The sequence below is a fragment of the Acidiluteibacter sp. genome (genome assembly GCF_055129545.1).
Genome location: NZ_JBSRUB010000014.1, coordinates 13,457 through 26,624, shown reverse-complemented (window position 1 = coordinate 26,624; position 13,168 = coordinate 13,457). Strand labels below are relative to the sequence as shown.

At 36.3% G+C, this 13,168-nt stretch carries 15 protein-coding genes; 2 read left to right on the top strand and 13 right to left on the bottom strand.

Features of this window, described 5'->3' with window-relative positions:
- Positions 1–104: 104 nt before the first annotated feature.
- The 10 genes from ACTB0X_RS09020 to ACTB0X_RS08975 form a co-directional block, all read right to left on the bottom strand.
- Positions 105–1,046 (bottom strand): NAD(P)-dependent oxidoreductase, encoded by a 942-nt coding sequence (locus ACTB0X_RS09020; protein ID WP_463024681.1) that lies wholly within the window; start codon positions 1,044–1,046, stop codon positions 105–107.
- A gap of 4 nt (positions 1,047–1,050) precedes the next feature.
- Complete coding sequence (mgtE, locus tag ACTB0X_RS09015) at positions 1,051–2,409, bottom strand: magnesium transporter (protein ID WP_463024680.1); 1,359 nt, start codon at positions 2,407–2,409, stop codon at positions 1,051–1,053.
- A gap of 175 nt (positions 2,410–2,584) precedes the next feature.
- Positions 2,585–3,364, bottom strand: a complete 780-nt coding sequence (rsmA, locus tag ACTB0X_RS09010) for a 16S rRNA (adenine(1518)-N(6)/adenine(1519)-N(6))-dimethyltransferase RsmA (RefSeq protein WP_463024679.1) — start codon at positions 3,362–3,364, stop codon at positions 2,585–2,587.
- Position 3,365: 1 nt separating this feature from the next.
- The gene (locus ACTB0X_RS09005; protein WP_463024678.1) at positions 3,366–3,671 is read right to left on the bottom strand and encodes a DUF4286 family protein; all 306 of its coding nucleotides are present in this window, start codon (positions 3,669–3,671) and stop codon (positions 3,366–3,368) included.
- Between the two features lie 6 nt (positions 3,672–3,677).
- Positions 3,678–5,531 (bottom strand): tetratricopeptide repeat protein, encoded by a 1,854-nt coding sequence (locus ACTB0X_RS09000; RefSeq protein WP_463024677.1) that lies wholly within the window; start codon positions 5,529–5,531, stop codon positions 3,678–3,680.
- Positions 5,528–6,097 (bottom strand): hypothetical protein, encoded by a 570-nt coding sequence (locus ACTB0X_RS08995; RefSeq protein ID WP_463024676.1) that lies wholly within the window; start codon positions 6,095–6,097, stop codon positions 5,528–5,530. Before ACTB0X_RS08995 ends, ACTB0X_RS09000 begins: the two co-directional genes overlap by 4 nt.
- Entirely contained in the window at positions 6,094–7,368 is a 1,275-nt protein-coding gene (serS, locus tag ACTB0X_RS08990; RefSeq protein ID WP_463024675.1) for a serine--tRNA ligase, read from the bottom strand. Before serS ends, ACTB0X_RS08995 begins: the two co-directional genes overlap by 4 nt.
- Before the next feature lie 109 nt (positions 7,369–7,477).
- Positions 7,478–7,741 carry a 50S ribosomal protein L27 gene (rpmA, locus tag ACTB0X_RS08985; protein WP_463024674.1) on the bottom strand — a complete coding sequence of 88 codons (264 nt, stop codon included), beginning with the start codon at positions 7,739–7,741 and terminating at the stop codon, positions 7,478–7,480.
- Between the two features lie 30 nt (positions 7,742–7,771).
- On the bottom strand, positions 7,772–8,227 hold the full coding sequence (rplU, locus tag ACTB0X_RS08980; protein WP_463024673.1) for a 50S ribosomal protein L21: 456 nt from the start codon (positions 8,225–8,227) through the stop codon (positions 7,772–7,774).
- Positions 8,228–8,294: 67 nt separating this feature from the next.
- Positions 8,295–9,236, bottom strand: a complete 942-nt coding sequence (locus tag ACTB0X_RS08975; protein WP_463024672.1) for a DMT family transporter — start codon at positions 9,234–9,236, stop codon at positions 8,295–8,297.
- A 114-nt stretch (positions 9,237–9,350) separates the two neighbouring features.
- On the opposite strand from ACTB0X_RS08975, the gene ACTB0X_RS08970 reads away from it, so the two are divergent.
- Entirely contained in the window at positions 9,351–9,623 is a 273-nt protein-coding gene (locus tag ACTB0X_RS08970; protein WP_463024671.1) for a hypothetical protein, read from the top strand.
- A gap of 67 nt (positions 9,624–9,690) precedes the next feature.
- Entirely contained in the window at positions 9,691–10,722 is a 1,032-nt protein-coding gene (locus ACTB0X_RS08965; RefSeq protein ID WP_463024670.1) for a COX15/CtaA family protein, read from the top strand.
- Here the strand turns inward: ACTB0X_RS08965 and gldD are convergent.
- The 3 genes from gldD to ACTB0X_RS08950 form a co-directional block, all read right to left on the bottom strand.
- Positions 10,719–11,309: a gliding motility lipoprotein GldD gene (gldD, locus tag ACTB0X_RS08960; RefSeq protein ID WP_463024669.1), complete on the bottom strand. Its 591-nt coding sequence runs from the start codon at positions 11,307–11,309 to the stop codon at positions 10,719–10,721. The two genes, ACTB0X_RS08965 and gldD, sit on opposite strands and share 4 nt — an antisense overlap.
- A complete protein-coding gene (gene gldE, locus ACTB0X_RS08955) occupies positions 11,293–12,543 on the bottom strand; it encodes a gliding motility-associated protein GldE (protein ID WP_463024668.1) in 1,251 nt (416 codons plus the stop codon). Before gldE ends, gldD begins: the two co-directional genes overlap by 17 nt.
- A 158-nt stretch (positions 12,544–12,701) precedes the next feature.
- Entirely contained in the window at positions 12,702–13,154 is a 453-nt protein-coding gene (locus ACTB0X_RS08950; RefSeq protein ID WP_463024667.1) for a single-stranded DNA-binding protein, read from the bottom strand.
- Between the last annotated feature and the right edge of the window lie 14 nt (positions 13,155–13,168).

Here is a 13,168-nt window from a genome sequence, read left to right as displayed (position 1 = left end):
CACTAAAATAAGAAATGGAATTAACAATTTATTCTGGATAGTTTGTCACACTGAGCTCGAAAGTTTACACAGAGCTCCGCCGAAGTGAAGTGAACCATTCACCATTAATAATTAGCCAAGATTTTCTCCGCCAAAAAACTAGACAATTTCTCATAAGATTCAACTGTCCAGCCAGCCACATGAGGAGAAAGAATGACTTTATCGGAAGCAATTAAATCCTGAAAAGCTTGAGGAAGCTCGTCTTTGTTGAGGTTTTCAAAGGAAATGCTCTCAAATTCAGAGACATCTAAACAAGCTCCTAAAATTTTTTGAGCATTGATTCCTTTCACCAACGCTGAGGTGTCCAAGCATTTTCCTCTAGCAGTATTGATGATGTAAAATGGTTTCTTACAATCAGCAATAAATTGTTCATCTATGTAATACTGTGTTTCTTCGGTGTATGGTAAATGAATACTGATGACATCCGATTTTTCCTGAAGTTCAGCCAACGTTGCTTCTTTTACTAAATCACTTCCAAACCCTGTTTTGTATTTATCGTGAGCGAGTATGGTGACTCCAAAACCTTGCAGTCGTTGAGCAAGTGCTTGCCCCATAAAACCGAAACCAATCAATCCAACGGTTTTTCCTTTGAGCTCAATTCCGCGGTTTTTTTCTCTCAACCACAGTCCTTGTCGCACTTCCTGATCTCCTCTTGATAGGTGATTGAAGAGACTCAACAACATGCCAATGCAATGTTCAGCCACGGCGTCTCTATTTCCTTCAGGAGAATTAAAACATTGAATATTTAGAGATTTGGCAGTGGCTAAATCAATGTTTTCCATCCCTGCACCTGAGCGAGCAATCCATTTGAGTCGGCTGCTTTTGTGAAGCATTTCAGAATCAAATTTGAATTTACTTCTAATGACTGCTCCTTCGTATTGGTCGATAATTTGTTCAATCTCCAGACGATTTAAATCCACTTTCCAATCACATTGGTAGCCCATTTCTTCCAACCGTTCTTTTAAAATGGGATGTACCGAATCAATGAAAATTACCTTTCGTGACATAATTCTAGAAATAATTATACAACAAACGGCCGACTCCAAAGTAGATGAACAAACCGATAATGTCATTTAATGTGGTGATAAAAGGCCCTGTAGCGAGTGCAGGATCTACTTTGTATTTATCTAAAACCAATGGGACTGCAGTACCCAATAAGGTTGCAAAAACCACTGCTGTGATCAATGAAATACTCACTGTCAGGCTTAATGCCCAGGAGTCGGAGAACAATAAATTATAGATAAATATCAGTGCAGAAACCAAGACTCCATTTAAGAGTCCCACTGAGAATTCTTTAAATAACCGAGAGAAAATGGAATCAAATCCCATCGTTTTGTTGGCCAATCCTTGCACTACAATCGCTGATGATTGAACTCCTGCATTTCCGCCCATAGCGGCAATTAGAGGAATAAAAATGGCCATTTCTGGATGAATTTGAATTTGACCTTCGTAGTTTTCAATAACTAGCGAACCCAAAACTCCTCCCATCAATCCAATAACCAACCAAGGAATCCGAGCTTTTGAAAGGGACCAAACTCGATCGCTTGATTCGGCAGTTTGTGTCAAACCAGAAGCCATTTGGTAATCTTTGTCGGCTTCTTCACGGATAACATCTACTACATCATCAATTGTAATTCGACCAATCAATCGATACAATTCATCGACTACAGGAAGTACAACCAAGTCATACTTTTCCATGATGTTAGCCGCTTCTTCCGACTTTTCGTAAGCCTTTACTGCCAATACATCTTTGAAATAAACATCTTCAACTTTTGCTGCTGTTGGCGCTAAGAGTAACTTCTTTAGAGAGAGCGTTCCAATTAATCGTTGTTGGTTGTCAACTACATAAATGGAATAAACATTTTCAATATCCTCGGCTTGCTTGCGCATTTCTTTCACACACTTCAGCATGCTCCAATTCACATTCACCTGAATCAATTCTTTCGCCATTAATCCCCCGGCAGAATCTTCAGGATAACTCAGCAAATCAACGATATCGCTGGCTTGTTCCTCATCTTGAATGTGAGAAATTACTTCTTGCTTTACTTTATCCGATAATTCAGCCATTATATCGGCCGCATCATCAGAATCCATATTTTCAATGAAGGTCTCTGCTATTTCTTTAGAACCTAAGGAGTCAAGATAGCGCTCACGAACATCCTCATCGAGCTCAATTAAAATGTCCGCCGACTTCTCTTTTCCGATGTATTTGTATAGAAGTGAGGCTTGTTCAATGGTTAGCTCATCTAAAATTTCCGCAATATCCGCCGGGTGAAGCTCGCTGATTTCTTTTAAAATCGGAGTTTCTAATCCAGTGTCTAAGCTTTCTCTTAGTGCGTTTAAATATTCTTTTGTTAATTCAAATTGCATGAGCGAATCAATTTGCTGAGGACGAATTTACAACTTTAGGCCTGAATTAGCAGTCGGAGGGATGTATTTTAATGTCAACTTAAAATAAGTATTAGATAAAGTACATCTATTTTGTGCAGTACACTACGCAAAATGCACATAAAAATGATCAGTGCGCTACGCAATTTTGAAGCTATTAGTCCAACATCTTGATAATCTCTATAAACTGTGCGACAGAAAGCTGTTCTGGTCGTTCATTAAAAATTGGGTTGTCTTTCACCTCGGGTTTCTCATTGATGAATTGTTTCAATGAATTTCTTAATGTTTTCCGGCGTTGGCCAAAAGCAATCTTTACAATGGATTTGAATCTTTTTTCATCTACATCCAATGATTTTACATCATTCCGTTGCAATCGAATAACTGCCGATTTAACTTTCGGTGGAGGATCAAATACGTCTTCATTTACAGTGAATAAATAGTCGATGGTATAATAAGCTTGCAAAAGCACACTAAGAATTCCATAGGTTTTAGAACCAGGAGGAGCTGCTATTCGTTCTGCTACTTCCTTCTGAAACATTCCGACAACTTCAATTACTTTATCGCGATTGTCGTATGCCTTAAAAAGGATTTGAGAAGAGATATTATAGGGGAAGTTCCCTACAATGGCGAATTTGTCTTCCCCAAAAATTTGACTCAAGTCATACTTTAAGAAATCACCTTCGATTATTCTAGAGTCTTCTAATTCTCCAAAATGTTTCAATAAAAATTGGATAGATTCCCCGTCAATATCAATGATGTAGGTTTCTAAATCTTTTCGTTTAACCAAGTATTTAGTGAGCACACCCATTCCAGGACCTACTTCAATTACTTTGCTGTATTGATCAGTCATTGTCAAGGCATCAACAGTTTTTTCTGCAATGCTTTCGTCGGTTAAAAAATGCTGACCGAGGTGCTTTTTGGCTCTTACTAATTTCAAATTATACTTTTTCTAGTAGACTTCTAAAAGCCACAAATTTATTTTGGTAACGCTCAGTATGGTCCTTCTGTAATGCAGGAGCATGATTTTTCTGGTATTCATCTAAATCAATCATACTTGGGCAATGATATTGAATGTTGTAGGTGATTCCCTCTTCGTCTTCTGCGGTTGTTAGTACTCGGGTAATTAAATGCTCTGTAAAGTAACCCGTTTTCATCACATCAGGAATGTGGGTTTCTTTCATCCAACTCAACCAATCTTCGTGAATTCCTTTTTCTAAACTTACTGTTACACTGTATATGATCATATTTTTCTAATTAATGGCATCGCCCCGAAGAGCTCTAAATCTTTTTCTAGCTTCCACCACATGAATGCTGCTGCTAAAATCGGTTAATATCGATTTATACAGCTCCATTGCCTTTTCGGGATTATTTAATTGTTCTTCGTTCAATTTTGCCAGATAGAAGTAGGCATCATCGCCTAAAATATCTAGTGCATATGTGGAAATTAATTTGCTTAAAAAGTCGGCAGCAGCTGTGTATTCTTTTCTTTTATAAGCGATTTTATATTTTAAATACAAAATTTCATCGTTCAGAGAAGCAGCCGGAAATCGTTCTGGAATTGAATCTAAAGTAACTAATGCTTCCGCTGATTTATTTTGAAACAACAACAATTCAGCTCGAGCATAAATTTGTAATGGCTCAATGATAGAATCTACTCCTACATTATCTGTTATCAAAAGTGATAAGTCGATGGCATCGTTTGAAATTAACTTAGAAGTTGACCCTTTCAAGGCATTTAATTGCGCCTGCGACCAAAAGAAATCTCCGGTGTAGTAGGCTATTTTTGCATTCTTAAACTTGGCTCGCTCTCCGATTTCATCGTACTTAAATTCTTTTTCTACTTGGGAGTAAAGCAAAGAGGCTTCCCATATTTCACCTTGAGTAACATACACATCAGCTAATTCTATTTTGCATTCGGCTACATCTGGTCGTGCTGCTCCAGGTATATTGATTGCTGTATTAAGTAACTCTATCGCAGCGTCTGAACTATCTAAATAAAATGCCAGAAAGTGAGCGTAATCGCCCATCAGCTCAACTGTTTTTCTGTTTTTTCCTAGTTCTTTTAAAGACTCTCTGTAGCTAACATCTACCTTTAAAAGTTCTTCTAGTGTATAGTTGTTGGTGGATAATATTTTCTCTTTCAACACATCAACTAACCTTATTCTTGATGGACTGTAGTAGATGGCAGAAGGGCCTTTTTCTAATATATAATTGTAGCATTGTATAGCTACATCATAATCTTGGTTGGACGCAGCCAATTGAGCCAATGAGAAAATTCGTGTACCATTTTCATTCTGTCTTCTGTCAATTGCTCTCGCTTGGATAAAAGCGCCACTAAAATTCTTGTCTTGGATAAATTGCCAAATCAACAATTCAGTATAAATCGTTTTGTCAGGACTTTTCTGAATCCGTCCCAATAAGTTGTCTTTTAACTTCTCTTTTATCTCTCCGTTTGGGTCAGGATTTAAAAGAGTTTGCAATACATTTTGAATACTTTGTAGATAGGATTCATTAACCGCCAATACATCGAGGTATTGGTCTATCATGGCCTCTGTATTGCCTTTTCTGCCGTAAATATTGGCTAACTGAAAGTTGTATTGAATATCATCACCAGTCGACTTTTTTGCTTTTTCATAAACCTCAATGGCAAAGTCATATTCTGCAATGGCTGCAAAATCATTTGCTAGAGAAATATAATTGGATTGACCGTCTGGCACCTCTTTTATGGCAGACTCAAAACTTTGGTTCGCTTTTTTGTCATTGCCTTGTTTACGATAAAGATTCCCTAAATCGACTTCATATCGATAAGAATCATTTCGACCCCTCATGCGTTTTTTAACTAGACTTTCAGCAGCCTTATAGTCTTCTTTTTTGACATAGATGTCAACCAATGCTTTGTATACATTTTGAAAAGAAGTTCTTTCATAAACTGATTCATAAAGCTCTAGTGCCTTGTCGATTTCCCCTTCTTCATAAAACTGCTCAGCCAAGCTGATGTCAGTTTCAATACTATTTTGAGCAAATCCTATAAACGGCAAAAGCATCAAAAGAAAAACGAGTCTTCTTTTGATGCTTTTATTTATGATATGTGTTTTAAAAATCACTCTTGATTTCTCATTTGTTCAAATTTCTTTCTAGTAGCAATATTCAAAGAATCAACAGTAGGTGCTAATCTGTTAAAAATTTCTTCTGAGATTTTAATTCGAACAGTTAGCTTTTCTGCACTCTCTTTGAGAACCTTCACATTTCCAACTTCCAATTCAAAATATTTTTCAAACTTCTCTTCGTCTACAATATCGTTTTCAATATCTTGCTTCAACTTTAGCAATTGCTCTTTTTCATTTCGAGCCTCTTTTAAAGTACGTGAAAAATCATTTTTGTAGGCGCTGTATGCTTTCCTGATGTCTCTGTAATCTGAAAGCTTTTTCAACATATCTCGTTCGATGGTATCCACTAAATGAATTTGTAAATAATTCAAGTTTGAGAATAATGTATCATGATGCACATAAATCGTGGTGCTGTCAGTTGCTTCCAATGCAGCAATTGACGAGTCAGTCATCTCAATCAACTCATCTACTTTTGCTAAGTTTTCTTCATCTTGTTTAGACAAGCATGCTGTAAATAGGGATGCGAATCCAACGATTAAAGTAATTTTTAAGAATTTATTCATTCTCCAATAGTTTTAAATTTAGTGTAAGGAACCAATACTTCAGGGATAGTAATTCCATTTTCTGTTTGATAGTTTTCTAAAATAGAGGCCAATATACGAGGTAAAGCCAAAGCACTACCGTTTAATGTATGTGCCAGTTCTGTTTTTCCATCTTTATTTTTAAATCGCAACTTTAGTCGATTGGCTTGAAAAGTTTCGAAGTTAGAAATTGAACTCACTTCTAACCACTTTTCCTGTGCTGCTGAAAAGACTTCCATATCGTATGTCAAAACAGAAGTAAAACCTAAATCTCCACCACACAATAAAGCCACACGATAAGGCAATCCTAACTTTTCTAGTAACCCTTTTACATGATCTACCATTTGATCCAACGCTTCGTATGATTTGTCTGGATGTTGAATTTGTACAATTTCTACCTTATCAAATTGATGCAATCTGTTTAATCCACGAACATCTTTTCCATAAGATCCTGCTTCTCTCCGGAAACAAGGAGTATAGGCAGTATTTTTTATCGGAAAATCACTTTCTTTTAAGATGACATCTCTGTACATGTTAGTGACTGGAACTTCTGCAGTTGGAATTAAGTATAAATCGTCAATACCCACATGATACATTTGTCCTTCTTTGTCAGGTAGTTGTCCGGTTCCATATCCAGAAGCTTCGTTTACCAAATGAGGAGGAATGACTTCTTCATATCCGGCCTCTCTTGCCTCATCTAAGAAAAAGTTGATTAATGCACGTTGCAGAATAGCTCCCTTCCCTTTGTAAATTGGAAATCCAGCACCAGTAATTTTTACACCCAATTCAAAATCGATAAGGTCATATTTTTTGGCCAAATCCCAGTGAGGAAGAGCCTCAAAAGTGTAAGTTGGTATTTTACCTGACTCAGCTATTATTTTATTGTCTGCATCACTTTTGCCTTGCGGTACAATTTCATTCGGAACATTCGGCAATAAATATAGCAATTGCTTCAATTCCTCTTCAATGCGGGAAAGATTTTCTTTTAGTTCAGAGCTGCTAGCTTTCAACGCTGTTGTTTTTTCTTTCAACCCATTCGCTTCAGCCGCATTGCCCGATTTAAACAAATCCCCAATTTGTTTAGCTAAAGTATTGGCTTCAGCCAATTGATTGTCTAATTCTTGCTGTGTCTGCACTCTTAAGCCATCTGCATGGATAATTTTGTCAATCGTCTCTTCTGCATCTAAATTCCGTTTTTTATAACGTTCTAAGATAAGAGCTTTGTTTTCTTTTATAAATTGTACTTGTAGCATGATTTTTCTCTAGTAAAGTGTGCAAATATACTATTCTAACGATTGTATTTAACAAAAAAAACTCCTCTTGGCAATGCCGAGAGGAGTTTTAACTATTTTTATAGTAAGCTTATTCGAAACCTTCGGTATCAACAGAAACAAAAGATTTTTTGTTCGACTTAGTTTTAAAAACAACTAATCCATTTTTCAATGCGAATAAAGTATGGTCTTTACCAATACCTACATTTTCACCTGGATTGTGTTTTGTTCCTCTTTGTCTTACGATGATGTTACCCGCTTGAGCAAATTGCCCACCGTGAACTTTTACACCTAATCGTTTGCTTTCTGAATCTCTTCCGTTTTTCGAACTACCTACACCTTTCTTATGTGCCATGACGTTTTGATTTTAATATCGTTCGTACTATTACTTTTCTGAATCATCTGCTTTTTTAGCAGTTGTCTTCTTTGGTGCTGCTTTTGGTGCCGCTTTTTTAGCTTCGGTTGCTGGCTTTTCAGCTGCCACTTCTTCTTTTTTAGCTTCTTTTTTCGGTGCTGCTTTTTTAGCAGTTCCAGCTCCAATAGCTTCAATTTGAATTTTAGTTAAGTACTCGCGGTGGCCAGTCTTTTTTCTAAAACCTTTTCTTCTTTTCTTTTTAAAGGCGATAACTTTATCACCTTTCAGGTGCTCAAGAATCTTTGCAGACACTAAAACTCCTTCTACAGCTGGGGCGCCAACAGAAACATTTTTGCCATCATCAGTTAAAAGAACATTTGAAAACTCAACTTTTGAGCCTTCTTCGCCTTCCAATCGATGAACAAAAATCTGCTGATCTTTCTCTACTTTGTATTGTTGCCCTGCTATCTCTACGATTGCGTACATCTTATACAGCTTTATTTGTTAATAAAAATTTGGAGCACAAAAATACAAATAAAAAGTAAGGAAACAACTACTTGTTTAAATTCTGTAGTTTAAGTTCTTTTTTTGCTTTTCTACTCAGCTTCAGGTTTTCTCTATTTACTATATATATGCCTGATAAAATAATAGTTATCCAAAAAAGATGCATCCCTTTTATCACTTCTCCATCTATAAATCCCCACATTAATGCAAAGACCGGAATGATGTAAGTAACCGAGGAGGCATAGACAGCAGATACTTTTTTAATCAGAATATTAAAGAGAATGACAGCTAAGGCAGTTCCAAAAATAGACAGCAATGCGATGTAGAATAAGTTTGTGGTGGCTTCAGGGTCTGTTTGAATAATTTGATAGAAATCACTCATGAACAAATAGACTATTACCGGAGGGCCTAAAAAGAAAAATCCAAATGCGGTTATATCCACTGAATTAATTGGCCCTAAGTATGTTTTTATGAAGTTAATATTCGTGGCGTAGCAAATTGTAGCAAGCACAACCAATAGTGCATAAGCTAAATTACTGTCTCCAAAATTTAATCCTTGCACTGAGAGTAATCCAATCGCGCCAACCAATCCTAGTAAAACGCCGGCAAACCGCTTGATACGCAACTGCAATCCAAATGCAATTAAGCCAATTAATACAGTAAAAAGAGGAACTAAACTATTTAACATTCCAGTTAAGGAACTACTGATTTGAGTCTGAGCTGTGGTGAACAGAAACGCAGGAATTCCATTTCCTAATAACCCTGCAATAATTAAGTATCCCCAATATTTACCTTTGATTTTACGGATGTTTCTGAGTGCTATTGGCAAGAGGAAAAAATAGGCGATTGCTATTCTTAGGGATGCCACTTGTAAATTATTAAAACTTTCAAGTCCTCTTTTCATTAAGATAAAAGAACTGCCCCAAACAAAAGCTAGTAGTAGCAGTAAAATCCATTGTGTGATGGGCTTGTCTAAATCAAAAAATTTCATAAGTGTGCAAATGTAAGCCCTTCAAATCAACTTAAACTGAATTTATTCGCAATTATAATTATTCGAATCAATTATTTGTATAATTTTGAGGGAAGTGATTTTAGGAGATTCATTATGAGACGAATTAATCAGGTTTATTTTGTGATTTTTTTAGGAGTTCTAACACTCTTATTGAACCTTAATGCAGCTGATTTTTCTATAGATACTCCAAATGCTAAAAGTATAGCGAACTTTAAAGATACTGTCCAAACTGATGCCTCTAAACTCGATTATACTGCGGTTAATAAAGTGATTAAAACGGCAAATGTGGAACCTCAAAAAACAAAAACAGAACGATTGAACATTTCTCTCCCTGATATTATCACTTACTTTATGTCGTCGTTTTAGTTCTAAAACCGAAAACTTTCCTGCTTTAAACTTGTTTCTTTCTTAATTTTGGCAAAAAATTAGATCGATGCAAGAACTATCTAAAAGACCCATTATCATCTGGCTGTTTACCGGTTGTTTTTTCATTTTCGGAATGGTGGTAATTGGTGGAGTCACTCGTTTGACCAACTCTGGTTTGTCTATGGTGGAATGGAATTTATTGATGGGCTCGCTTCCTCCGATGAACGATGTACAATGGTCAGTAGTCTTTGAAAAGTACAAACAGTTCCCCGAATATCAATTGATTAATTCTCATTTCACTTTGGAGGAATTCAAAGAGATCTTCTTTTGGGAATACTTACATCGCCTGTTAGGTAGAGTAGTTGGCTTGGTGTTCATCATTCCATTTATATATTTTCTAGCTAGAAAAATGGTGAATAGGAAGTTGCTTTATCAACTTTTAATCATTTTGTTTATGGGTGGTTTTCAAGGCTTTTTGGGATGGTATATGGTGAAAAGTGGATTAAATAAGAATCCAGATGTGAGCCATTACCGATTAGCCATGCATTTGATAACTGCCTTCATCACTTTTGCTTATACTTTTTGGGTGGCATTGGGATTAATTTATCCGAATCGACAGAATAGAATCAGCCATCCATTGAAATCTGCGGCTTTCTTTTTATTGGGTATTACTATTATTCAGATTGTTTGGGGAGCTTTTGTAGCGGGGTTAAATGCAGGAAAGGTTTACAATACGTGGCCCAAAATGGGAGATCAGTGGATAGCAGATTCTGTAACTGCAATGCAGCCGTTTTGGCACAACTTTGTTGAAGGTCTTGGCGGAGTTCAATTTATACACCGATATTTGGCATACATCGTAGTGGGAACTGTGATTTTTATCTTTCTTAAAGCTAAGAAGCTGGAGTTGGATTCAACTCAAAAGGTTGGTATCAATGTATTGTTGGCTACTGTTTCATTTCAATTCTTGTTAGGAATCATAACATTATTAATGGCTGTGCCTGTTTGGTTAGGGGTTGCTCATCAACTAGGAGCTTTTTTCTTATTAGGTACCACAGTTTTTGTGGTTCATCGATTTAATTTCGCAACAGCCAGAAATTAATTTTTCCACTTAAAAGTTTCAATTAAGTGTATGATGTCCTTTTTGATAAAGTCATGAACCGGGCCAATTGAATCTGGATTAGGTGCAACACTAAAATACAGTGCGCCTCTTAAAAAATGGTTGGCATTATCAGTCATAAAGAATTGATCGGATGATGCAGTATTTCCTTTGATGGAATAGTAAGTTCCATAAACGTTAAAAGGTTCGTTTTGGATTAATTCTTCGTTAATTTCTTGTGCTTTCACCGTATGTTCATATGCTAATCTTCTACTTTCTTCTAACAAGCGATTTGCATTACTATCTACTGCGATATAGCTAAAGTGTATCCTAGCTCCATATCTTGTAAAATCCAAGTCAAAAAAGTTTGGGCTTTCTTTCGTTCGTTGCAGGTTGATTACTGCGTATTGTGGCAATTCAAATTGAAATGGAAAAGGAATGCTATCATTGGTTGGCCGGTATTCTTTCTCGGGTAAATCAATTCTAAAATAACCTGTAGGCTTGGGCATTGTATCGTCTCCACAACTCGTGAAAATAATCGATAAAAAAACCAAAGTACACCAACTGATATGCTTAGTTCTGTTGTGCATCTTCTGAACGATTTTCTATGGTTAACTTGATTTGTTTTACACGCCTTTTGTCAGCTGCTTCTATGGTAAATAGATAATTGCTAAATTTTACCTTCTCTCCTTTTTTAGGAATTTTACCTTTTAATTCAATAAGGAAGCCTGCCAAGGTTTCGGCCTCTCCTTTGTTTTCTTCAAATTCTTCGGCATCAATTTCTAAAATTCGGTAAACGTCGTTTAGTGGCGTCTTTCCTTCAAAAGTATAATTGAAGTCATCTATTTTGGAATATACCAAATCATCATCATCAAATTCATCGCTAATTTCACCAACAATTTCTTCTAGAACATCCTCTAAGCTTACAATTCCTGATGTGCCACCATATTCATCAACAACTATGGCCAAGTGAATTTTCATGCTTTGGAACTCACGCAATAAATCATCAATTTTTTTATTCTCAGGAACAAAGAATGGATTTCTGATCATGCTTGACCAATCGAAATCCTCTTTCTCTAAGTGAGGCAATAAATCCTTGATGTAAAGTACCCCTTCAATGTGATCAAAATCTTCTTTAAACACAGGGATTCTTGAGTATCCGGAGTCTAAAATAATTTCAATAACCTCCTTAAAAGTGGCAGTAATGTCAATTGGAACTACGTCTATACGAGAGGTCATGATTTGTTTAACTTCAGTATTTCCAAACTTTACAATTCCTTCTAAGATTTTTTGCTCGTCGTTGTTGTCATTTTCGTCTGAAGATAGCTCTAATGCATGAGAGAGCTCGCCCACAGAAATGTTATGGCTCTTCTTTTTAATTCGCTTGTCTATAAAGTTAGTTGATTGTACTAATATAGAGCTGATTGGGCGAACCAATAACTGGATGTAGAAAATTGGAATTGCCATGAATGCTGCCAATTTCTCTGATTTTCGAGTAGCGTATACTTTGGGAATTACCTCACCGATAAGCAGCAAAACAAAAGTGACAGCTACAACTTGTATGAAAAATTTTAGCTTGTAATTGGTAAAGGTGAACAGACCATCTACGATGAAGGTAGATAATATTACAATTCCAACATTGATGAAGTTATTGGCAATAAGAATGGTGGCAAGTAGTCTTTTGGGTCGTTCTAATAATTCTATAATGCGTATTTCAGTTCGATCTTTTGACGATTTTAATCGATCAATTTCAGTGGTAGATAAAGAGAAATAGGCAACTTCCGATCCTGAGATTAAAGCTGAACATATTAAAAGTACAGCCATAACAATCAATGAGACAATGACCTCAAATGATATAGGGTGACTGATAATGCTTTGAGATAGGGAAAGTAAAATCTGTTCCGGTGGTTCTTCCAATTGGAGAATAATTCGTTAATACTACCTTAAGCCACAAATTTTAAAATGAGGCTATAGGATAAAATTTAGAACGGCAAATCATCAGATTCGTCCGCCTCTTCAATTTCAGTTTCTTCTTTATTACTATGAGAACTATTATCTGATTTTTGATCAGATGAGGAGTTTCCTCCACTTGTATTGTTATCGCTTTTAGAACCCAACATAGTCATGTTGTCTCCAACTACTTCAGTAGTATATCTGGTTACACCATCTTTATCATCCCAAGATCGTGTTCTCAACTTTCCTTCAATGTAAACTTGGTTACCTTTTTTTAAATATTTTTCTGCGATTTCAGCCAGTCCTCTCCACAAAACTACGTTGTGCCACTCAGTTTGAGTTTGCCTTTCGCCATTTTTGTCTTTGTAAGATTCGGACGTAGCCACAGAGAAGTTTGCTACAACTGCCCCATTTTCAAGGTGTCTTACTTCTGGGTCTTTGCCTAAATTTCCAACTAAGATTACTTTGTTTACTCCTGCCATCTGACTATAAATTA

What these genes read in the sequence shown, in the direction of transcription:
- ACTB0X_RS09020 (WP_463024681.1), bottom strand. Translation starts at nt 1,046, where the DNA reads ATGTCACGAAAGGTAATTTTCATTGATTCGGTACATCCCATTTTAAAA.
- mgtE (WP_463024680.1), bottom strand. Translation starts at nt 2,409, where the DNA reads ATGCAATTTGAATTAACAAAAGAATATTTAAACGCACTAAGAGAAAGC.
- ACTB0X_RS09005 (WP_463024678.1), bottom strand. Translation starts at nt 3,671, where the DNA reads ATGATCATATACAGTGTAACAGTAAGTTTAGAAAAAGGAATTCACGAA.
- ACTB0X_RS08995 (WP_463024676.1), bottom strand. Translation starts at nt 6,097, where the DNA reads ATGAATAAATTCTTAAAAATTACTTTAATCGTTGGATTCGCATCCCTA.
- serS (WP_463024675.1), bottom strand. Translation starts at nt 7,368, where the DNA reads ATGCTACAAGTACAATTTATAAAAGAAAACAAAGCTCTTATCTTAGAA.
- rpmA (WP_463024674.1), bottom strand. Translation starts at nt 7,741, where the DNA reads ATGGCACATAAGAAAGGTGTAGGTAGTTCGAAAAACGGAAGAGATTCA.
- rplU (WP_463024673.1), bottom strand. Translation starts at nt 8,227, where the DNA reads ATGTACGCAATCGTAGAGATAGCAGGGCAACAATACAAAGTAGAGAAA.
- ACTB0X_RS08975 (WP_463024672.1), bottom strand. Translation starts at nt 9,236, where the DNA reads ATGAAATTTTTTGATTTAGACAAGCCCATCACACAATGGATTTTACTG.
- ACTB0X_RS08970 (WP_463024671.1), top strand. Translation starts at nt 9,351, where the DNA reads ATGAGACGAATTAATCAGGTTTATTTTGTGATTTTTTTAGGAGTTCTA.
- ACTB0X_RS08965 (WP_463024670.1), top strand. Translation starts at nt 9,691, where the DNA reads ATGCAAGAACTATCTAAAAGACCCATTATCATCTGGCTGTTTACCGGT.
- gldD (WP_463024669.1), bottom strand. Translation starts at nt 11,309, where the DNA reads ATGCACAACAGAACTAAGCATATCAGTTGGTGTACTTTGGTTTTTTTA.
- gldE (WP_463024668.1), bottom strand. Translation starts at nt 12,543, where the DNA reads ATGGCTGTACTTTTAATATGTTCAGCTTTAATCTCAGGATCGGAAGTT.
- ACTB0X_RS08950 (WP_463024667.1), bottom strand. Translation starts at nt 13,154, where the DNA reads ATGGCAGGAGTAAACAAAGTAATCTTAGTTGGAAATTTAGGCAAAGAC.